This is a genomic window from Mammaliicoccus fleurettii, from assembly GCF_002018435.1.
GTDB classification, from domain to species: domain Bacteria; phylum Bacillota; class Bacilli; order Staphylococcales; family Staphylococcaceae; genus Mammaliicoccus; species Mammaliicoccus fleurettii.
Genome location: NZ_MWJM01000002.1, coordinates 118,845 through 138,231 on the forward strand (window position 1 = coordinate 118,845; position 19,387 = coordinate 138,231).

26 protein-coding genes are annotated in these 19,387 nt (G+C 30.7%); all 26 read left to right on the forward strand.

Annotated features, from left to right (window positions below; translation table 11 throughout):
• Positions 1–58: 58 nt before the first annotated feature.
• The 26 genes from B2G86_RS02040 (at position 59) to B2G86_RS02165 (ending at position 19,278) form a co-directional block, all read left to right on the forward strand.
• On the forward strand, positions 59–328 hold the full coding sequence (locus B2G86_RS02040; RefSeq protein WP_078356476.1) for an IreB family regulatory phosphoprotein: 270 nt from the start codon (positions 59–61) through the stop codon (positions 326–328).
• Entirely contained in the window at positions 321–749 is a 429-nt protein-coding gene (gene ruvX / locus B2G86_RS02045) for a Holliday junction resolvase RuvX (protein WP_078356477.1), read from the forward strand. Before B2G86_RS02040 ends, ruvX begins: the two co-directional genes overlap by 8 nt.
• An 18-nt stretch (positions 750–767) precedes the next feature.
• Complete coding sequence (locus B2G86_RS02050; protein WP_078356478.1) at positions 768–1,073, forward strand: DUF1292 domain-containing protein; 306 nt, start codon at positions 768–770, stop codon at positions 1,071–1,073.
• 79 nt (positions 1,074–1,152) lie between these two features.
• A complete protein-coding gene (gene mltG / locus B2G86_RS02055) occupies positions 1,153–2,268 on the forward strand; it encodes an endolytic transglycosylase MltG (protein WP_078356479.1) in 1,116 nt (371 codons plus the stop codon).
• Positions 2,269–2,461: 193 nt separating this feature from the next.
• On the forward strand, positions 2,462–3,106 hold the full coding sequence (locus tag B2G86_RS02060; protein WP_078356480.1) for an O-methyltransferase: 645 nt from the start codon (positions 2,462–2,464) through the stop codon (positions 3,104–3,106).
• A complete protein-coding gene (locus tag B2G86_RS02065) occupies positions 3,103–4,026 on the forward strand; it encodes a peptidase U32 family protein (protein WP_078356481.1) in 924 nt (307 codons plus the stop codon). Before B2G86_RS02060 ends, B2G86_RS02065 begins: the two co-directional genes overlap by 4 nt.
• 23 nt (positions 4,027–4,049) lie before the next feature.
• A complete protein-coding gene (locus tag B2G86_RS02070) occupies positions 4,050–5,318 on the forward strand; it encodes a peptidase U32 family protein (RefSeq protein ID WP_078356482.1) in 1,269 nt (422 codons plus the stop codon).
• Positions 5,318–5,941 carry a uridine kinase gene (udk, locus tag B2G86_RS02075; RefSeq protein ID WP_078356483.1) on the forward strand — a complete coding sequence of 208 codons (624 nt, stop codon included), beginning with the start codon at positions 5,318–5,320 and terminating at the stop codon, positions 5,939–5,941. The genes B2G86_RS02070 and udk overlap by 1 nt, the downstream gene beginning before the upstream one ends.
• Positions 5,942–5,970: 29 nt before the next feature.
• Positions 5,971–6,447 (forward strand): transcription elongation factor GreA, encoded by a 477-nt coding sequence (gene greA, locus B2G86_RS02080; RefSeq protein ID WP_078356484.1) that lies wholly within the window; start codon positions 5,971–5,973, stop codon positions 6,445–6,447.
• A 139-nt stretch (positions 6,448–6,586) separates the two neighbouring features.
• Entirely contained in the window at positions 6,587–7,312 is a 726-nt protein-coding gene (pxpB, locus tag B2G86_RS02085; RefSeq protein WP_078356485.1) for a 5-oxoprolinase subunit PxpB, read from the forward strand.
• Positions 7,309–8,310 (forward strand): 5-oxoprolinase subunit C family protein, encoded by a 1,002-nt coding sequence (locus B2G86_RS02090; protein ID WP_078356486.1) that lies wholly within the window; start codon positions 7,309–7,311, stop codon positions 8,308–8,310. Before pxpB ends, B2G86_RS02090 begins: the two co-directional genes overlap by 4 nt.
• 3 nt (positions 8,311–8,313) lie before the next feature.
• Complete coding sequence (locus B2G86_RS02095) at positions 8,314–8,739, forward strand: acetyl-CoA carboxylase biotin carboxyl carrier protein (RefSeq protein WP_078356487.1); 426 nt, start codon at positions 8,314–8,316, stop codon at positions 8,737–8,739.
• A 12-nt stretch (positions 8,740–8,751) separates the two neighbouring features.
• Positions 8,752–10,092 carry an acetyl-CoA carboxylase biotin carboxylase subunit gene (locus B2G86_RS02100; RefSeq protein WP_078356488.1) on the forward strand — a complete coding sequence of 447 codons (1,341 nt, stop codon included), beginning with the start codon at positions 8,752–8,754 and terminating at the stop codon, positions 10,090–10,092.
• Between the two features lie 12 nt (positions 10,093–10,104).
• A complete protein-coding gene (gene pxpA / locus B2G86_RS02105) occupies positions 10,105–10,863 on the forward strand; it encodes a 5-oxoprolinase subunit PxpA (protein ID WP_078356489.1) in 759 nt (252 codons plus the stop codon).
• Positions 10,864–10,874: 11 nt separating this feature from the next.
• Entirely contained in the window at positions 10,875–12,113 is a 1,239-nt protein-coding gene (locus tag B2G86_RS02110; protein WP_078356490.1) for an NRAMP family divalent metal transporter, read from the forward strand.
• 66 nt (positions 12,114–12,179) lie between these two features.
• The gene (gene mtnN / locus B2G86_RS02115) at positions 12,180–12,869 is read left to right on the forward strand and encodes a 5'-methylthioadenosine/S-adenosylhomocysteine nucleosidase (protein ID WP_078356491.1); all 690 of its coding nucleotides are present in this window, start codon (positions 12,180–12,182) and stop codon (positions 12,867–12,869) included.
• A gap of 230 nt (positions 12,870–13,099) precedes the next feature.
• Positions 13,100–13,624, forward strand: coding sequence for a YqeG family HAD IIIA-type phosphatase (locus B2G86_RS02120; RefSeq protein WP_078356492.1), 525 nt, complete (start codon positions 13,100–13,102; stop codon positions 13,622–13,624).
• A gap of 2 nt (positions 13,625–13,626) precedes the next feature.
• Positions 13,627–14,727, forward strand: coding sequence for a ribosome biogenesis GTPase YqeH (yqeH, locus tag B2G86_RS02125; protein WP_078356493.1), 1,101 nt, complete (start codon positions 13,627–13,629; stop codon positions 14,725–14,727).
• 12 nt (positions 14,728–14,739) lie between these two features.
• On the forward strand, positions 14,740–15,549 hold the full coding sequence (aroE, locus tag B2G86_RS02130; RefSeq protein WP_078356494.1) for a shikimate dehydrogenase: 810 nt from the start codon (positions 14,740–14,742) through the stop codon (positions 15,547–15,549).
• Between the two features lie 2 nt (positions 15,550–15,551).
• Positions 15,552–15,842, forward strand: a complete 291-nt coding sequence (yhbY, locus tag B2G86_RS02135; protein ID WP_078356495.1) for a ribosome assembly RNA-binding protein YhbY — start codon at positions 15,552–15,554, stop codon at positions 15,840–15,842.
• 5 nt (positions 15,843–15,847) lie between these two features.
• A complete protein-coding gene (gene nadD / locus B2G86_RS02140) occupies positions 15,848–16,420 on the forward strand; it encodes a nicotinate (nicotinamide) nucleotide adenylyltransferase (RefSeq protein ID WP_078356496.1) in 573 nt (190 codons plus the stop codon).
• Complete coding sequence (gene yqeK / locus B2G86_RS02145) at positions 16,410–16,982, forward strand: bis(5'-nucleosyl)-tetraphosphatase (symmetrical) YqeK (RefSeq protein WP_078356497.1); 573 nt, start codon at positions 16,410–16,412, stop codon at positions 16,980–16,982. The genes nadD and yqeK overlap by 11 nt, the downstream gene beginning before the upstream one ends.
• A gap of 12 nt (positions 16,983–16,994) precedes the next feature.
• Positions 16,995–17,351 carry a ribosome silencing factor gene (gene rsfS, locus B2G86_RS02150; protein ID WP_078356498.1) on the forward strand — a complete coding sequence of 119 codons (357 nt, stop codon included), beginning with the start codon at positions 16,995–16,997 and terminating at the stop codon, positions 17,349–17,351.
• A complete protein-coding gene (locus B2G86_RS02155; RefSeq protein ID WP_078356499.1) occupies positions 17,351–18,067 on the forward strand; it encodes a class I SAM-dependent DNA methyltransferase in 717 nt (238 codons plus the stop codon). Before rsfS ends, B2G86_RS02155 begins: the two co-directional genes overlap by 1 nt.
• A gap of 46 nt (positions 18,068–18,113) precedes the next feature.
• A complete protein-coding gene (locus tag B2G86_RS02160; RefSeq protein WP_078356500.1) occupies positions 18,114–18,761 on the forward strand; it encodes a helix-hairpin-helix domain-containing protein in 648 nt (215 codons plus the stop codon).
• 61 nt (positions 18,762–18,822) lie between these two features.
• Entirely contained in the window at positions 18,823–19,278 is a 456-nt protein-coding gene (locus B2G86_RS02165; RefSeq protein ID WP_078356501.1) for a ComE operon protein 2, read from the forward strand.
• Positions 19,279–19,387: the final 109 nt, after the last annotated feature.

The following is a 19,387-nucleotide window of genomic DNA, read 5'->3' on the forward strand; positions in this document are numbered from 1 at the left end:
TTAATAGAATATGATATAATCAATACTAAGTTAATGGAGTTAGGGAGTGTAAAAATAGATGAATAATTTTGATAAAACAATGAAGTTTAACTATGATGATTTTCCGAATGAAGATGTCAAAACAGTACTACAAAATGTTTATCGCACTTTAGAAGAACGAGGATATAATCCAGTTAACCAAATAGTTGGATACTTACTGTCTGGCGACCCAGCTTATATTCCTAGACATAACGAAGCAAGAAATCAAATTAGACGCTTAGATAGAGATGATATTATGGAAGAATTAGTATCGAATTATTTAAAGCAAGAAAATGAACTCAATGCTTAAAAATAGGATAATAGGTTTAGACGTAGGAAGTAAAACAATTGGTGTAGCTGTTAGTGATGCGATGGGTTGGACAGCTCAAGGAATTGATACGCTCCGTATTAACGAAGAAAAAGAAGAGTTTGGAATTGATGAATTAATTAAAATAATAGATCAATATGATGTTGATACTGTCATTATTGGATTGCCTAAAAATATGAATAACTCTATTGGCCCCCGTGGTGAGGCATCAATTCATTTTAAGGACTTACTTGAACAAGAAAGACCAGAATTAAAAATGGTGATGTGGGATGAAAGACTGAGCACAGTCGGAGCAGAACGCACATTATTAGAAGCAGATGTTTCCCGTAAAAAAAGAAAAAAAGTTATAGATAAAATGGCCGCTGTATTTATTTTACAAGGATATTTAGATTCTATTAAATAAAGATGAGGAGAATGAATAATGACTGAACATAACCATGAAGAACATTTAGAAATCAACAATGAGGAAGAATTATTAACTTTAATCGACGAAAATGAAAATGAAGTTCTATATCGTAAAGTTTTAGAGTTTTATCATCCTGAATTCAAGAAAGAATATATCATTTTAGCTGAAGAAGGCACTGATGATGATGAAGAAATCGAATTAATCCCTATGATTAATGAAGCTAATGACGACGGTGAAGGTGGTAAATTATTACCTGTTGAAACTGACGAAGAGTGGGACATGATTGAAGAAATCGTTAATACTGAAATGGATGAAGCTTAAAAATTAATATGTAATAGTACACTTTACCCCTAATGTGATATAATCATTAGGGGTATTTAATTTACATAAGGAGTTACATATGGGAAAAAATAGTATATATAAAGATGCTAGATTATTATCGAAGTATATTAGTTTAACTATAATCAGTATCCTCTTTTTATTATTTTTATTAATAACTATTGTTGGGTTAATAGTTGTAGGAGTAAATGTGAGACCAGTAAATGCAGATAGCAATGAACAAATAATCGTTAATGTGAACCCAAATACAAACATTGAATCGTTAAGCCATCAACTATCTGACAAGAAAATCATAAGAAATGCTACTATTTTCAAATATTATTTAAAATTAAATAATATTTCGAGTTTTCAAGCTGGAGAATATAAATTTTCACCTTCTATGTCACCTAAAGAAATAGCTAAAAGTTTAGAATCTGGAAAGGTATTTCAAAAAACGGCGGTTCAATTTGAAATTAGGGAAGGTTCTAATATTGAACTTATTGCAGGTATAATAGAGGAGAATACTTCAATTACTCGTGAAAACTTTCTGAAGAAAATGCGTGATCAAGATTATATTAAAGAATTACAGAAAAAATATCCTAAAATGCTTACTGATGAAGTACTAAATAAAGATATCCGTTATCCATTAGAAGGCTATTTAGCGCCATCTACGTATCAATTTTCAAATAATGATGTATCAATTGATGAATTAACGAAAGCTATGCTCAAAGAGACTTATAATAGCACATATAAAGTTTACAATGACAACGGCGGTTTTAAATATCGTGCAAATTATGAAGAAAAGAAAATTACTTTCCATGAGTATTTGACATTGTCATCAATGGTTGAGTTAGAAATGAAAAAAATTACAGATAAATCTAGATATGTTTCTTTACTCTTGAATAGAATAGAAAATAATCCACAAATTGCATTAAATTCAGACGAAACGGTACGTTATGCAACAAAAAAAGAACCAAATGAAACTTTAACTGATGCAGATTACAAAAATAATTCTAAATATAATACCTATGAATACAAAGGTTTTCCAGTTGGACCAATTAGTAACGTGTCAGATGAAACTGCAAGTTCTACAATTAACCCACCTGATACAGAATATTATTATTATACAATCACGAAAAGTGGCAAAATATTATTTGCGGAAACATTAAAAGAACAAGAAAAGAATAGAGAAAAATAGTAAAATGTAAAACAAGAACGCTATTGTAAGATTTATAAGCGTTCTTGTTTTGTAATTATACTTACTATTTATCTGGAAATATGGTAAAATATCTAATGTTTATGAAAACATATTAATGGTATGATTGAAATTACTAACTAGTCAAAGCACTAGTTGGGTTTTTTATTATATTCAAGTGTAAGGAAGTTGTAACATGGAAAAAGATATAGAATATATCGAACAATTGCTTTTTCAAGATTCATCAAATATAGATGAACTAAGAGCATATGCTACAGAGCATAACGTTCCAATAATGGACAAAATATCAACAGAATTTGTTAAACAAATGATTAGAATTAAAGATGTACGTCATATTCTTGAAATAGGAACAGCAATTGGTTATAGCGCAATGCATTTTGCTTCATGTCATCCTAATATTAAAGTTTGGACTATTGAGAGAAGTGAAGAAATGTATGAACAAGCATTAACAAATATTAAACAATATGATTTTGAAGAACAAGTTCAAGTTGTATTTGCTGATGCTTCAGTGGGATACGAATTATTACAGAATAATCAAAAGTTTGATTTAATATTTATTGATGCTGCAAAAGCGCAGTCAAAGAAATTCTTTGAAATATATGAACCTTTTCTTAATGATGATGGCATTATCATCACTGATAATATTTTATATCATGGATTTGTTAGTGATATAGATATTGTTAGAAATAGAAATGTTAAACAAATGGTTAAGAAAGTTCAACAATATAATCAATGGTTAATGAATCGTTCTGACTTTAATACTACATTGATAAACATAGGTGATGGTATGGCTATTTCTAAAAAGGAGAATACGAAATGACAGAATTATTAGTGACACCTAAATCGGTCCAACATATCGAGAAACTAATAGAGTTAGGTGCTGATGCATTTGTCATAGGTGAAGAAAAATTCGGCTTAAGACTTGCTGGTGAGTTTAAAGAACCTGAACTTCGAGAAGCTATAAAATTGATTCATGCACATGGCAAAAAAGCATACGTTGCTGTAAATGGTATTTTTCATAATGAGCACATAAAAGATTTAGAAGCTTATATTGACTTATTACATGAATTGAAAGCAGATAGAATTATATTTGGCGATCCTGCCGTTGTTATGTCAATGAAACATCGTGAAAATCCTATCCCATTAAACTGGAGTGCTGAAACTATTGTAACGAACCACTTCCAATGTAATTATTGGGGAGATAGAGGCTCTTCACGTGCTGTTCTGGCTCGTGAATTAAGTATTGATGAAGTATTAGAAATTAAAGAAAAAAGCAATGTTGAAATTGAAGTTCAAGTCCACGGTATGACTTGCATGTTCCAATCAAAAAGAAAATTACTTGGAAATTATTTTATGTATCAAGATCAAGTAATGAAAATTGAAAATAGAAATGAAAATAAAGATATGCTTTTATATGATGAAGAGAGAAGTAATAAATATCCAATTTATGAAGATGGTAATGGCACACATATTATGAGTCCTAATGATATTTGTTTAATAGAAGATTTAGAAGATTTGTTAACTGCTCAAATCGACTCTTTTAAAATTGATGGTGTTCTTCAATCTGAAGAATATATTAATATTGTGACTGAACAATACAGACAAGCCATTGATTTATTTAATGATAACCCTGAATTGTATGAAGATGAAAAATTTATGTTACTCGAACCAATTGAAGAAGTTCAAAAAGATCATCGTCCTATGGATCAAGGATTCATGTTTAAACAAACTGTTTATTAAGTTAAATTAAAGGAATGATAAAAATGAAGGTTTTAGAACCTATTGGAGCTAGTCGTAAGACCAAAGTAAAAAAACCAGAATTACTAGCACCAGCAGGCAATTTAGAAAAACTGAAAATTGCTGTCCATTACGGAGCAGATGCAGTCTTTTTAGGTGGTCAAGAATATGGATTAAGGTCTAACGCCGATAATTTCACTATGGATGAAATTAAAGAAGGTGTAGAATTTGCTGCTAAATATGGAGCGAAGATATACGTCACAACTAATATCTTTGCTCATGATGAAAATATTCCAGGGCTAGAAGACTACTTAAAAAATTTAAATGAAACTGGAGCACATGGAATCATTGTAGCTGATCCACTTATTATAGAAACATGTAAAAGAGTGGCCCCTAATCTAGAGATTCATTTGAGCACACAACAATCTTTATCTAATTACCGTGCTGTACAGTATTGGAAAGAAGAAGGTCTTGAAAGAGTAGTACTTGCGCGTGAAACAAGTGCAGAAGAAATGCGAGAAATGAAAGAAAAAGTTGATATAGAAATAGAAACCTTTATTCACGGAGCTATGTGTATTGCTTATTCTGGAAGATGTACATTAAGTAATCATATGACTGCAAGAGACTCTAACAGAGGTGGATGTTGCCAAAGTTGTAGATGGGATTATGATCTAATTTCAGTAGAAAATGATGGCGAATTAGAGCCATATTTCGATGGTAAAGACATTACACCATTTGCAATGAGTCCAAAAGACTTGAAATTAATTGAATCTATCCCTACAATGATGGACATTGGTATTGATTCATTAAAGATTGAAGGTCGTATGAAATCTATTCATTACATTGCGACAGTCGTATCAGTATATCGAAAAGTAATCGATCGTTACGCTGAAGACCCTGAAAACTTTAAAATTGATCCTAGATGGTTAATTGAATTGGATAAATGTGCGAACAGAGATACTGCTCCTGCATTCTTTGAAGGTGTTCCGCAATTTGAAGAACAAATGTTTGGAAAAGAAGCAAATAAAAAAACACCTTTTGATTTTTGTGGATTAGTGTTAGACTATGACGCAGAATCACAAATAGCTACCATCCAACAAAGAAATTATTTTAAACCTGGTCAAGAAATAGAGTTTTTTGGTCCTGAAATAGATAATTTCACACAAGTCATAAATAAAATTTATGATGAAAATGGAGAAGAATTAGATGCGGCAAGACATCCACTACAAATTGTACAAATAAAAGTGGATAGCCCGATTTATCCAAATAACATGATGAGAAAGGGAATCGTTTGATGGGAAAGACTACTATTATAGGTATTGCAGGGGGTTCTGGTTCAGGAAAAACTTCTGTAACATCCGAAATTATGAAAAACTTAGATGGATATAGTGTTGCATTAATTGCGCAAGATTACTATTATAAAGATCAATCACATATGTCATTTGACGATAGATTAAAGACAAATTATGATCATCCATTTGCTTTCGACAATGCAAGATTAACGCATGACTTAAAGAACCTTAAAGAAGGACATGCAATAGAAGTGCCAACGTATGATTATTCAAATCATACACGAAGTGATAAAACGATTAGATTCGAACCTAAAGATGTTATAATACTTGAAGGTATATTTGCTTTAGAAAACGAAGGTTTAAGAGATTTAATGGATGTTAAGATTTATGTTGATACTGATGCTGATTTGAGAATATTACGCCGACTAACAAGAGATATTAAAGATAGAGGACGTACTATGGAATCAGTAATTGATCAATACCTATCAGTTGTAAGACCGATGCATATCCAGTTTATAGAACCAACAAAGAAATACGCGGATATCATCATCCCTGAAGGTGGTAGTAATAAGGTAGCTATTGATATCATGACAACAAAGATTCAATCCTTAGTTAAAAATATTTAAATAATTACAAAGTAAAGGAAGATGGAAGAATGGAAACACAAAAAGAATTTCCTATGACACAGGAAGGCTATATCAAATTAGAAAAAGAGTTAGAAGAATTAAAAACAGTTAAACGACCAGAAGTCGTTGAAAAAATAAAAGTAGCGCGTAGCTTCGGAGATTTATCTGAGAACTCTGAGTATGATGCTGCAAAAGATGAACAAGGTTTTATTGAACAAGAAATTCAAAAAATCGAAAACATGATTCGTCATGCACAAATTATTGAAGATAATGGTTCAAAAAATGATATTCAAATTGGTAGAACTGTAACATTTACTGAGATTCCAGGTAATGATGAAGAAAGTTATAAAATTGTAGGTTCTGCAGAAGCTGACCCATTTGAAGGCAAAATTTCAAATGAATCTCCAATAGCTAAAGCTTTAATTGGTAAAAAAATTAATGACGAAGTTAACGTCCCATTACCAAATGGCAATGAAATGAAAGTTAAAATTGTAAAAATAGACTAGAACTTATAATAGCTAGAGGCATAGACAATTAATTTGTCTATGCCTCTTTTTTTTAATGCGGAAATCATGATATTATGATAAAGAGAAAAAGTTATAATAATCTGAATATTATACAAAGAATGTTTAAAGGGGTGGTATATTGGATATTCAGCAAATTAACGAAACGCACTTTATGATTTATGAAAAGAATGAAATTGATTCTATGATAAGAGAAAAAATTTCAACTATATCGTTATATATCGAGGGTGTTAATCATCCAGCAATATTGAGTGTGACATCTTCATATAGATCATTAATGGTAGCCTTTGATGCACAACAATATTCTTTTGATACTTTAATTAAAGAGTTGAATCTGCAAAACGTTAATTTTAATTTACAAGATAATGTTAAATCTAAAAAATTAATTACTTTACCAGTTGTTTATGGGGAACAACATGGTCCAGACATAAGTGTTGTAGCAGAACATGCAAACATAACTGAAGCTGAAGTTATAAAATTACATACAGAAGAAAAATATTTAATATATGCAATAGGTTTTTTACCAGGATTTCCATTTTTAGGTGGATTAAATAAAAAAATATATACACCAAGAAAAGAGACACCTAGAAGTAAAATTAAATCAGGTTCTGTCGGTATAGCTCATAATCAAACTGGCTTATATCCAAAAGAGTCTCCTGGCGGATGGCAAATTATTGGTCGTACACCAATTGATGTATTTAATTTAGAGAGAAATCCTATGATTTTATATGAAGCAGGCGATTATATTTCATTTAAATCTATAGATGAAGAAGAATTTAACAAAATTGATTTAGAAATTAAAAGAGAACGATTTGATTATAGTCAATTGGTAGGTGAAATGAAATGAAATGTATAAAGCCAGGTCTATTTACAACTGTACAAGATATTGGAAGAACAAAATATGAAAAAGATGGCTTCTCTGTAGCAGGAGTTATGAGTCAATATTTATATAATTTAGCTAATGCATTAGTTGATAATGATGATGGGGCAGTTCTAGAAATTACGATGAATGGACCTGTATTACAATTTAATGCTTCAAATATAATTGCTTTTGTAGCTCAAGATGCAGAGATTTTTTTAGATGAACAACAAATTCCGGTGAATACTGCTGTATATGTTGAGAAGGGACAAATTCTTAAAATACAAACAATTAAATCAGGTGCAAGAGGTTATTTGGCATTTCATAAATCATTAAAAATTAAACACATTTTAGAAAGCGCTTCCACACATACGAGAAGTGGAATAGGCGGATATAATGGTAGAACTTTAAAACGAAATGATGTATTTTATTTCAATGAAAAAGCGCTAAATCATGACATTATAGGCAATACTTTTAACATTAAAAGTATAGAAGAACCTCATACAATTCCAATCGTTAAAGGACTTCAATTTGATCAATTTGATACGGCATCTCATCAGTTACTAGTAAATCAAACATATAGTATTTCTGAAATGTCAGACAGAATGGGGTATAGATTAAATGGTAACAAAAATTTAGTTCATTTAGAAAATGCTGATATTATATCTGAACCAATCGCACCAGGGAGTGTTCAAGTACCTAATAATGGGCAACCTATTATACTTTTAAATGATCGCCAAACAATAGGGGGATATACCAAAATTGCTACAGTTAGTTTTGCAGGTCGAGAAAAACTTGCTCAATTAAAAGCACATGACCATATTGAATTTAAGTGGGTTTCTGTAGAAGAAGCTACAAAAGATTACAAAGATTATATTCATCAAATGAATCAAGACATAAAATCTATTAAATTAAACAAATATAAAGATTTAAGTAATATTAGACCAAAATCTAAAAAAATTGCAAAACTTATAAAAGGGGAATAAAGCGTGAATATCAAAAAAATAGAAGAAGTAATCAAATTAATGAAAAGAAATGACGTTTCTTATATGAATTATAAAGACAAATCTATTGAATTAGAATTAGATTTAAAAAATAAAGTATCTGAAGTAACGAGTCCTGAAACTGTAGTAAGTGAAGAGGATAACAATATTTCGGAAAATAAACAACAACATAATCATGCAACTATTGATGCAGAAATCTTAGGAACATTTTATTTACAAGATGAAGAACAATTAAGCAATCCACTCGTTAAAGTTGGAGATGAAGTTAAGAAAGGTCAAACAGTAGGGTACATAGAATCAATGAAAGTATTGAATGAAGTTATGAGTGAATATGACGGAGTTGTTGAAGATATTCATATTAGTCATGGAGATCCAGTAGAATATGGACAAATCATCATCACATTAAAGTAAAGGGGGATTGAAATGATTAAACGTTTATTAATAGCAAACAGAGGAGAAATCGCTGTTAGAATCATAAGAACATGTAGAATGATGAACATTACAACAATTGCAATATATTCTGAAGTCGATAAAAATAGTTTGCATGTTCAACTAGCTGACGAAGCTATTTGTATTGGACCAAATCAATCTGCCGAAAGTTATTTAGACATTGATCGAATATTAGAAGCTTGTAAAATGAGCAAAGCTGACGCTATTCATCCAGGATATGGTTTCTTATCTGAATCGACTACTTTTAGAAAAAGAGTAGAAGAAGAGAAAATTATTTTCGTTGGCCCAAGCTATAATACAATGGATTTAATGGGAGATAAAATCAAAGCACGAGAAACAATGTATCATGCTGATGTTCCTATTATTCCTGGTTCGATTGGTGAAGTTAAAACGATTGAAGAAGCACGTAATGTTGCATTAGAAGTTGATTATCCATTTGTAATAAAAGCTGCTAGTGGTGGCGGAGGTAAAGGTATAAGAATTGTTAATGACGAATCTGAATTAGAAAAATGCTTTAAAGAGGCACAATCAGAAGGCGAGAAATATTTTAGCGACAAACGTGTATATATTGAGACATTTATTGATAAGGCAAGACATGTTGAAGTACAAGTGTTAGGAAGCAGTCATGATGAAGTCATTCATTTAGGTGAAAGAGATTGTTCTATTCAAAGAAAAAACCAAAAACTAATTGAAGAAGCACCTTGCGCAGCACTTGATGAACATACACGCACTTCACTCCATGATGATGCAGTTAAAGCTGCTAAAGCCTGTAATTATGAAAGTGCAGGAACAATTGAATTTCTACTAACGGATGATGGATATTACTTTTTAGAGATGAATACGCGTATCCAAGTAGAACATACTGTAACGGAATTATTAACGGGTGTAGATTTAATAAAACAGCAAATATTAATGGCAAATGGCGAGCACTTAACAATTGGTCAAGAAGATATTCGATTTGATGGTCATGTGATCGAGTGTAGAATAAATGCTGAGAATCCTGAAAAAGAATTTAGACCTGCAGCTGGAAAAGTAAAAGCATTACATTTACCAAATGGATTTAATACGAGAGTGGATAGTATGCTTTATGATAATTATTTAATACCACCGTATTATGATTCTTTAGTTGCTAAAATATTGGTTAAAGGAACAGATAGACTGGAAGCAATTGAGAAGATGAAAGGTACTTTAGAAGAAACTGTAATAGATGGTTTTCCAACTACGTTAGATTTTCTATATCGCGTATTAAGCTATGAACCATATATAAAAAATGATATTACGATTAAATTTTTACATGAACATAAAATTGTTTAAGGAGAATGCTACATGGTACAAGTTGATTTGAATTGCGATTTAGGAGAAAGTTTTGGTAATTATAAACTAGGTAATGATGAACTTATTTTACCGTTGATTACTTCTGCAAATATAGCTTGTGGATTTCATGCAGGTGACCAACATGTTATGAATGAAACGGTTAAAAAGGCTGTTGAACATAATATACACATTGGTGCCCATCCAGGATTTCAAGATTTAAATGGATTTGGTCGTAGAAATATGGATGTTACACCAAATGAAGTATACGACTTAGTGATCTACCAACTAGGTGCGTTGTCAGGATTTTGTAAAATTCATAATACTAAGATTTATCATGTTAAACCTCATGGTGCACTTTACCAAATGGGTGCGAAAAATCCTGAGATAGCTGATGCAATTGTTAAAGCAGTAAAAGACTTCGATGATCAGCTATTGTTTGTAGGTTTGTCAAATAGTGAATTAATCGAATCTTGTAAAAGGCACAAATTAACTTATAAAAGCGAAGTTTTTGCTGATAGAGCTTATGAAGATAATGGACAACTTGTTTCTCGTAAAAAAGAAGGTGCACTCATTAAAGATACTGAAAAAGCTGTTACACAAGTGATTAAAATGGTTAAAGAATCTAAAGTTAAAACGATAAATGGCAATGAAATATCGATTGAAGCGGACACTATTTGTGTACATGGCGATGGCCAACATGCACTAGACTTTGTTAAAAAAATTGTGAATCAATTTAAATCTGAAAGTATACAAATTAGTGCAATGAACTAGGAGGTTAATTTATGAAACAGAATAAAGGGTATGAGGATTTAAACAAACCGTTTGAATACACAAATAAACATAGAAGAATTTTATGGGGTGCTGTTTTCTTAATGGCTACTTCTTCTATCGGTCCAGCATTTTTAACGCAGACTGCAGTATTCACTGAACAATTTATGGCGAGTTTCGCCTTCGCTATTCTCGCATCTATATTAATTGACATTGGTGCTCAAATTAATATATGGCGCGTGATCACGGTTGCTGGTAAAGGTGGGCAAGATATAGCGAATGACGTGTTTAAGGGGTTAGGAACAGTTATTGCTATTTTAATTGCTATAGGAGGCTTAGCTTTTAATATTGGTAATGTAGCTGGTGCAGGACTCGGTTTAAATGCTATATTTGGGATAGACGTTAGAATAGGTGCCGGAATTACCGGTGTATTAGCAATTCTAATATTTATAGTTAGAAACGCACAAAAAGTTGTAGATATTATTACACAAATTTTAGGTGTACTGATGATCGCAATAGTTGCATACGTAATGGTTTTAACAAAACCACCAGTAGTTGAAGCAGCACAAAAAATGGTTGCACCAGACGATATAAATAAGCTGATTGTACCAATTATTACACTTGTGGGTGGAACTGTTGGGGGTTATATCACATTTGCAGGTGCACACAGATTACTTGAAGCAGGTATCACTGGAAAACATTACATACCATTTGTTAATAGAGCAGCAATATCAGGAATCTTAACAACAGGTGTTATGCGCGTATTTTTATTCTTAGCTGTTCTTGGTGTAGTAATAACTGGTTTTACTTTAAATCCAGATAATCCGCCTGCATCAGTATTTGAACATGTACTTGGTCCAGTCGGTAAACAAGTGTTTGGAGTTGTTTTGTTTGCAGCAGCACTGTCGTCAGTAATTGGTTGTGCATATACAAGTACAACCTTTATCCAATCATTACATCCATCTATTAAAAATCATAGAAATTTAGTTATAATTATATTTATTGTCGTTTCATCTATTGTCTTCTTAACAATAGGTAAACCAGTAAAATTACTTATCATTGCGGGAGCATTAAATGGACTAATATTACCAATCACATTAGGAACAATTCTTATAGCATCTAGAAAGAAAAGTATTGTTGGTGATTATAAACATCCAGCTTGGATGATTATAATTGGTATCATTGCCGTCTTAACTACATTAATTGCTGGCATATTATCATTACAAGGATTACAAGATTTATGGAATAACTAAAAACATGTTTCAAAGTATGCTAATTATGTTAATATAAATAAGAATGAAAATGATGGAGTGATAAGCATGATTGGTATAATTGGAGCAATGGAAGAAGAAGTTGAAATTTTAAAGTCATCTATTGAAAATATAGAAACAATCCAAAAAGCACATGTTATTTTTTATAGAGGCCAATTAGAGGGCAAAGAAATTATACTTGCACAAAGTGGAATTGGTAAAGTCAATGCTGCTATTACAGCTACATTATTAATTGATGAATTCAATCCAGAACTTGTTATTAATACGGGGTCAGCTGGATCAGTAGACAATCAATTAAATATTGGAGATATAATCATCAGTAATAAAGTTTATTATCATGATGTTAATGCGACTGCATTTGGTTATAAATTTGGACAAGTTCCAAGTATGCCAGAATATTATGAAACAAAAGAAGAATTGATATCTCTTGCGAAGTCATCTATAGAGAATCTGAACTTAAATGGTATTGTTGGAGAAGTTGCAACTGGTGATAGTTTTATTGGATCGTTTGAACAGCGTAAAGAAATCAAATCTAACTTTCCTACATCAAGCGTCGTTGAAATGGAAGCTGGCGCTATAGCACAAACGTGTCACCAATTTAACGTACCTATCATTGTTACAAGAGCAGTTTCAGACTTAGCAGATAAAGAATCAGATGTTACTTTTGAAGAATTCTTAAAAGTAGCTTGCGTGAATTCCAGTAAAATTGTAAAATTATTATTAAATAGAGTGGCATAAGGAGGCAGTATCATGTTAATATTAATGGCTATCGCTGTCATTGCTACAGCACTTGTTGGTTTTGTGATTTTTGCGAATACAGATGTTGAAAAAGAATCTGACCGTGAAATTACTGAATAATATTTAGTGTTGCGAATCTAATTCGATTTGCAACACTTTTATTTTGTATTCAACTAAAAGGAATGTCCTTTTAATTTATGTTAAAATAAGAATAATATTGAGGTGTAATAATGGGAATTTTTACTAAATACTTTTTGCCAAATGAATATGTTCAGTCTATTTTTGATATTAAGCCTGAACATTTAAAATCAAAAAATATAAAAGCAATCATTACAGATTTAGATAATACTTTAGTTGGTTGGGATGTTAAAGATCCAACTGATGAAGTACGAACATGGTTTGAAGAGATGAAAGAACAAAATATTACCGTAACGATTGTATCAAATAATAATCAAGAACGTGTCGCATCATTTTCATCGACGTTAAACATTGATTATATTTTCAAAGCACGCAAACCAAGAGGTAAAGCATTTAGACAAGCTTCGAATTTAATGGACGTTAATAAATCTGAAGTCGTTGTGATAGGTGATCAAATGTTAACTGACGTCTTTGGCGGTAATAGAAATGGACTTTATACAATAATGGTAGTACCAGTGAAAAAAACAGATGGTTTAGTTACAAAATTCAATCGCTTAATTGAGAGAAGATTCCTAAACTATTTCAAGAGAAAAGGTTTAATTAATTGGGAGGAATAAATTTGACAGAAATAGCTAAATGTATTGGTTGTGGTGCAACACTTCAATCTGATAATCCGAAAGAAGCAGGTTATGTTCCACAATCTAGTTTGAGTAAAGAAGATGTCATTTGTAAAAGATGTTTTAGACTTAAAAACTATAATGAAGTTCAAGATGTTGATTTAACAAGTGAAGACTTTTTAAATATGCTGAAATCACTCCATAACGAAGATGGTTTGATTGTTAATGTAGTTGATGTATTTGATTTAGAAGGATCAATGATACATCGTTTAAAAGATATAGTAGGTAAGAAAAAAGTTGTCCTAGTAGCAAATAAAATGGATATTTTACCTAAAGCAATTAATAAAAGAAGAGTAGAAATATGGCTTAGAAGTAGAGCAAAAGATTACGGCTTAAATCCTGATGAAGTAGTTTTAATATCTGCATATAAAAATCAAGGAATTGATGACTTACTAGATATAATTGAAAAAGTTCGTGACGGTAAAGATGTGTACGTTGTAGGTACAACCAATGTCGGGAAATCAACATTAATTAATAAATTAATTGAGAAAAGTGTTGGTGAGAAAGAAGTCATTACAACAAGTCATTTCCCTGGAACAACTTTAGATATGATAGATATCCCTCTAGATGATGACTCTTATATGTTTGATACACCAGGTATTATTCAAAGTCATCAAATGACACATTATGTAACGGACAAAGAGTTAAAAGTTGTAATGCCTAAAAAAGAAATAAAACCAAAAGTTTATCAATTAAATGAAGAACAAAGTTTATTCTTAGGTGGATTAGTTAGAGTGGATTATGTAAGTGGTGGCAGACGTTCTTTAACATGTTTCGTTTCTAATGATTTAAATATTCATAGAACAAAGTTAGCAAATGCTGATGATTTATGGAATCGTCAAATTGGTGAAATTCTAAAGCCACCATATGATCCTACAAACTTTGATTTTGACCGTTTAAAGAAAACTGAAGTTACAACTGAATTTGAAAGACAAGATATTATGATTTCTGGTTTAGGATTTGTGACTGTTGATGCTGGTGCTGAAGTACATGTAATTGCACCTGAAGAAGTGGAAGTTACATTGAGAACATCAATTTTATAAGAGGTGATTTAAATGAAATTTGGAGTTATTGGTCATCCTATAAGCCATTCTCTTTCACCTATTATGCATGTAGCTAATTTTAATGCTTTAGGTAGAAATGATCAATATAGCGCTTTGGACGTATCACCTCAAGACTTTCAGTACATTAAAGAAATTATTAAAGAAAATGAATTAAATGGCTTTAATATTACGATTCCACATAAAGAATCAATTATTCCGTATTTAGATGAAATATCTCCAAGTGCAGAGCATATAGGAGCAGTAAATACAGTTTTAGTGAAAGATGATAAGTGGATAGGTTATAATACTGATGGTATTGGCTTTGTTAAAGGCTTAATAGACAAGCATGGCTCAATAGATAAAGATAATATTTTAGTGCTCGGTGCTGGTGGTGCTAGTAAAGGCATTGTGTCAGAAATGATGAAATTTACCAATAATAAAATTACTGTTGCTAATCGTAGTATAAATAGGTTTGATAACTGGAAACTAGATGTAGAAGCTATGAGCTTAACAGACGTTAAGGATATACTAAATACTTTTGATATTATTATAAATACGACACCTGTTGGGATGAATGAAAGTAGCAGTGAACTCATTATTCCAATAGAAAATATAAATAAAAATACTTTAGTATGTGATATTATTTATATCCCAAATAAAACACCTTTTTTACAAGCTTGTGAAAAAAGAGGTTTAGCAATATACAATGGGTTGGATATGTTTGTATATCAAGGTGCTGAAAGCTTTAAAATATGGACTGGCAAAGAAGCAGTTATTGAAGAAATGAAAAATAAAGTAAAAAACGAATTAAAAAGGAGATAATTATGTTAACTGGTAAACAAAAGAGATATTTAAGAAAAGAAGCACATCATTTAGACCCGATTTTTCAAATAGGTAAGGGTGGATTAAATGAAAATATGATAGAACAAGTGAAAGAAGCATTAGAAAAAAGAGAATTAATTAAAGTGCATATTTTACAAAATAATATGGATGATCATAAAGAAATAGCGGCGACTCTTGCAAAACAGACTAATGGTGAACTCGTACAACTTATTGGAAATATCATTGTTATATATAAAGAATCTAACGAAAACAAAAAAATAGAACTGCCTTAATTTTTATGGAAAAATTAGTGATATATGGTGGCCAATTTAACCCTATTCACATTGGTCATATGTTAGTCGCGAGTGAATCATATCATTTTATTCAACCAGATGAATTTATATTTTTACCTAGTTATCAGTCTCCACTTAAAGAACATAATGATGCTTATCTTATAGAATCTGAACGTGTAAATATGTTAGAATTAGCGATTGAAGATTTACAATTTGGTGTAGTTGATAAAAGAGAACTTGATAGAAAAGGTACAAGTTATACATTTGATACAATAAAAGAATTTCAAAGTGAATATCCTAATTATCAAATTTATTTTGTTATTGGTTCCGATCAATATGAAAATTTGAATAAATGGAAAAACATAGAGGAATTGAAAAATATGTTAACTTTTGTAGTTGTTAATAGAGAAGTCGATACCCAAGATGTTCATGAAGGTATGTTAGCTTTACACATACCTAGAATAGATGTAAGTTCAACAGACATTCGTAATCGATCTAAAAATCGTCAATCTATAAAGATGTTGGTTACACCAAGAATTGAAACATATATCAAAAGGGGACGATTGTATGAAAATTAAAAAAGCAGTAAAGTTAGTAGAAGAAACTTTGCCTTCAAAAAGATATAATCATTCAATTAGAGTAGCAGAAACAGGAAAAAAAATAGCAGAAATTTTTGATGGTGACTCTAAAAAAGTTGAATTAGCAGGTATTTTGCATGATTTATGTAAATATGAAGAGCTTTCAGATTTATATCAAAGTGTGACTCAATATGATTTAGGGCATGATTTATTAAGCTATGGATCAGAGATATTACATGGACCAGTTGCTGCAGCTCGTCTTAAAGATCTATATGATATAGATGATGAAGAAATTTATTATGCTATATATAGTCATACAACAGGTAGAGCTCAAATGAACAAGACTGAAAAAATTATTTTTATCGCTGATTATATCGAGCCTAAAAGAACTACACCGGGTGTTGAAGAAATTAGAGATATCGTATTCAAAGAACGTAGCTTAGATAAAGCTGTTTATGAAATTTCAAAACGTACTGTCTTACATTTAATTAATAAAGATAAAACAGTACACTTAAAAACTATTGAATGTTTGAATTATTATAATTTGCATTCAGAACAATAAAGGAATGGTTAAATGAATTCGAATGAATTAATGAAACAAAGTATATTAGCATGTGATGATAAGCGTGCTGAAGATATTATAGCAATTAATATGCAAGGTATAAGTGACATTTCGGATTATTTTGTTATTTGTCATGGTAATAGTGATAAGCAAGTTCAAGCTATCGCTAGAAATGTTAAAGATGAAGCTGAAATTAATGACATAAATGTAAAAAGATTAGAAGGTTTTAACGAAGCAAGATGGATATTAATCGACTTAGGTGATGTAGTTGTTCATGTTTTCCATAGAGAAGAACGTGATTATTATAATTTAGAAAGATTATATAAAGATGCACCACCATTCATTACTTTAGATGAGGTTGCTAATTAATGGCATACAATCGTATGAGCAATTATTATGACTTATTAACTCATGATCAGCCATATGACAAATGGAAAGAAATAGTCGGTCATTTTTTAAAAAGTAATGATAATGAAATTTTAGATATTGGTTGTGGCACTGGGAGACTAACTACTAAACTTTTAGACTTTGGTAATGTTAGTGGCCTTGATTTAAGTGCTGAAATGTTAGAAATAGCTGAAAGTCGAAATCCAAATATTGATTGGTATTGCCAAGATATGAGAGATTTAGATTTACCCAAAAATTATGATGTCATTACGATATTTTGTGATAGTTTAAACTATGTTACTGATCCGGAAGATGTTCTTCAAGTATTTAACTATATAAACAATTACTTAAAGAAAGATGGTTTACTAATTTTTGATGTTCATTCAATTCATAAAATGAATCACCAGTTTAATAATTGTAACTATATTGATGAATCAGAACACTTAACTTTAACTTGGCAAGCAATTGCAGGCGAAGAACCGAATAGTGTATATCATCAAATGTCATTTTTTGCTGAAAGAGAAGATGGTTTATACGAAAGATTTGATGAAGAACATTATCAAATAACATTTGAAATACCATTATATAAACAACTTTTAGAATTTGCTGGTTTTGAAGTGAAGAACGTTTTTACAGATTTTAATATCGATGATTACAATGAAGATGGCGATAGACATTTTATTGTTGCGCAAAAATAAGTAATCATTTACACCTCTTACGTTTAATAAAGTAGGAGGTGTTTTTTTGAATAATGTTATAAAAATAAAAGATTGGATACGTAACAATTATCATTTCGTTTTAATAGGCGTAATTTTATTATTTGTTGTATTTAAATTTTTATTTATTGAGCCAGACTCAGAACAAATGAATATGGAAGATCGTTCAATTCATCGTGAGACGATTGAAACATCCATTGAGAACAAAGATAAACAAGAGTTAGCAAAGTCATCACCAGAAGAAAAAGCAAATAAAAATGTCATTGTAGATGTGAAAGGTGCAGTCAATTTTCCGAATACATATAACATGAAAACATCAGATAGAGTGGATGATGTATTAAAGAAAGCACAAATAAAAGGCAACGCAGATATTACAAAAATAAACTTATCTGAGAAATTAAAGGACCAAATGTATATTTATGTGCCATCACAAGGAGAACATGTTTCTAGTGCAATGTTAAATCAGCCCACAGAAAACAAGATAGAAGTTAATATAAATACAGGTGATAAAGCAGAAATAGAAAAATTACCAGGTATTGGTCCTAATAAAGCAGAAGCAATCGTACAATATAGGGAAACAAAAGGCGAGTTTAAGACTATTGAAGATTTAAAAAAAGTTAAAGGTTTTGGAGAAAAAACAGTTGAATCATTAAAGGAATATATTGTATTAGATTGAAATTGCAATTACACTTTTAAATAATTACAATAAGGTTATATGAAAGGTAGGTCGATATGGAATGGAAAGAATACAATGGAAAGAATATTTTATGGCTCAAAGTCATCTCTTATCATTAAGATCAACATGTGAAAGACTATCGGTTGGCGCTACAATCGTGAAAGATAATAGAGTAATTGCTGGTGGCTATAATGGATCAGTTTCTGGAGAAGAACATTGTATCGATAATGGTTGTCTAGTGGTAGATGGTCACTGTATTAGAACAATACATGCTGAAATGAATGCTATTATTCAATGTGCTAAACTCGGTGTTTCTACAGAAGGCGCAACAATATATGTTACACACTTTCCATGTTTAAATTGTACTAAGACAATAATTCAAGCAGGTATTAAACAAATTTATTATGCTGAAGATTATCATAATCATACATATGCAATTCAGTTATTAGAACAGTCAGGTGTACATTATGAAAAAATTGATTTTCATCCACAAGATATTATTAAATATTTGAATTAATGGTTGAATAAATATATGTGGTTTTATTTTGCACTTTATTTATTATGTGGCTATATTTTTCATCTAAATTTATATGTAGGATTATCCATACTCATTATCATTTCGTTAA

Bases quoted from the DNA above. Each gene is read 5' to 3' on its own strand.
- B2G86_RS02100 (WP_078356488.1), top strand. From the start codon at position 8,752: ATGATTAAACGTTTATTAATAGCAAACAGAGGAGAAATCGCTGTTAGA.
- aroE (WP_078356494.1), top strand. From the start codon at position 14,740: ATGAAATTTGGAGTTATTGGTCATCCTATAAGCCATTCTCTTTCACCT.
- B2G86_RS02060 (WP_078356480.1), top strand. From the start codon at position 2,462: ATGGAAAAAGATATAGAATATATCGAACAATTGCTTTTTCAAGATTCA.
- B2G86_RS02155 (WP_078356499.1), top strand. From the start codon at position 17,351: ATGGCATACAATCGTATGAGCAATTATTATGACTTATTAACTCATGAT.
- mltG (WP_078356479.1), top strand. From the start codon at position 1,153: ATGGGAAAAAATAGTATATATAAAGATGCTAGATTATTATCGAAGTAT.
- pxpA (WP_078356489.1), top strand. From the start codon at position 10,105: ATGGTACAAGTTGATTTGAATTGCGATTTAGGAGAAAGTTTTGGTAAT.
- rsfS (WP_078356498.1), top strand. From the start codon at position 16,995: ATGAATTCGAATGAATTAATGAAACAAAGTATATTAGCATGTGATGAT.
- B2G86_RS02050 (WP_078356478.1), top strand. From the start codon at position 768: ATGACTGAACATAACCATGAAGAACATTTAGAAATCAACAATGAGGAA.
- B2G86_RS02090 (WP_078356486.1), top strand. From the start codon at position 7,309: ATGAAATGTATAAAGCCAGGTCTATTTACAACTGTACAAGATATTGGA.
- ruvX (WP_078356477.1), top strand. From the start codon at position 321: ATGCTTAAAAATAGGATAATAGGTTTAGACGTAGGAAGTAAAACAATT.
- B2G86_RS02165 (WP_078356501.1), top strand. From the start codon at position 18,823: ATGGAAAGAATACAATGGAAAGAATATTTTATGGCTCAAAGTCATCTC.
- yhbY (WP_078356495.1), top strand. From the start codon at position 15,552: ATGTTAACTGGTAAACAAAAGAGATATTTAAGAAAAGAAGCACATCAT.
- B2G86_RS02070 (WP_078356482.1), top strand. From the start codon at position 4,050: ATGAAGGTTTTAGAACCTATTGGAGCTAGTCGTAAGACCAAAGTAAAA.
- greA (WP_078356484.1), top strand. From the start codon at position 5,971: ATGGAAACACAAAAAGAATTTCCTATGACACAGGAAGGCTATATCAAA.
- B2G86_RS02040 (WP_078356476.1), top strand. From the start codon at position 59: ATGAATAATTTTGATAAAACAATGAAGTTTAACTATGATGATTTTCCG.
- B2G86_RS02065 (WP_078356481.1), top strand. From the start codon at position 3,103: ATGACAGAATTATTAGTGACACCTAAATCGGTCCAACATATCGAGAAA.
- udk (WP_078356483.1), top strand. From the start codon at position 5,318: ATGGGAAAGACTACTATTATAGGTATTGCAGGGGGTTCTGGTTCAGGA.
- mtnN (WP_078356491.1), top strand. From the start codon at position 12,180: ATGATTGGTATAATTGGAGCAATGGAAGAAGAAGTTGAAATTTTAAAG.
- nadD (WP_078356496.1), top strand. From the start codon at position 15,848: ATGGAAAAATTAGTGATATATGGTGGCCAATTTAACCCTATTCACATT.
- B2G86_RS02110 (WP_078356490.1), top strand. From the start codon at position 10,875: ATGAAACAGAATAAAGGGTATGAGGATTTAAACAAACCGTTTGAATAC.
- yqeK (WP_078356497.1), top strand. From the start codon at position 16,410: ATGAAAATTAAAAAAGCAGTAAAGTTAGTAGAAGAAACTTTGCCTTCA.
- B2G86_RS02120 (WP_078356492.1), top strand. From the start codon at position 13,100: ATGGGAATTTTTACTAAATACTTTTTGCCAAATGAATATGTTCAGTCT.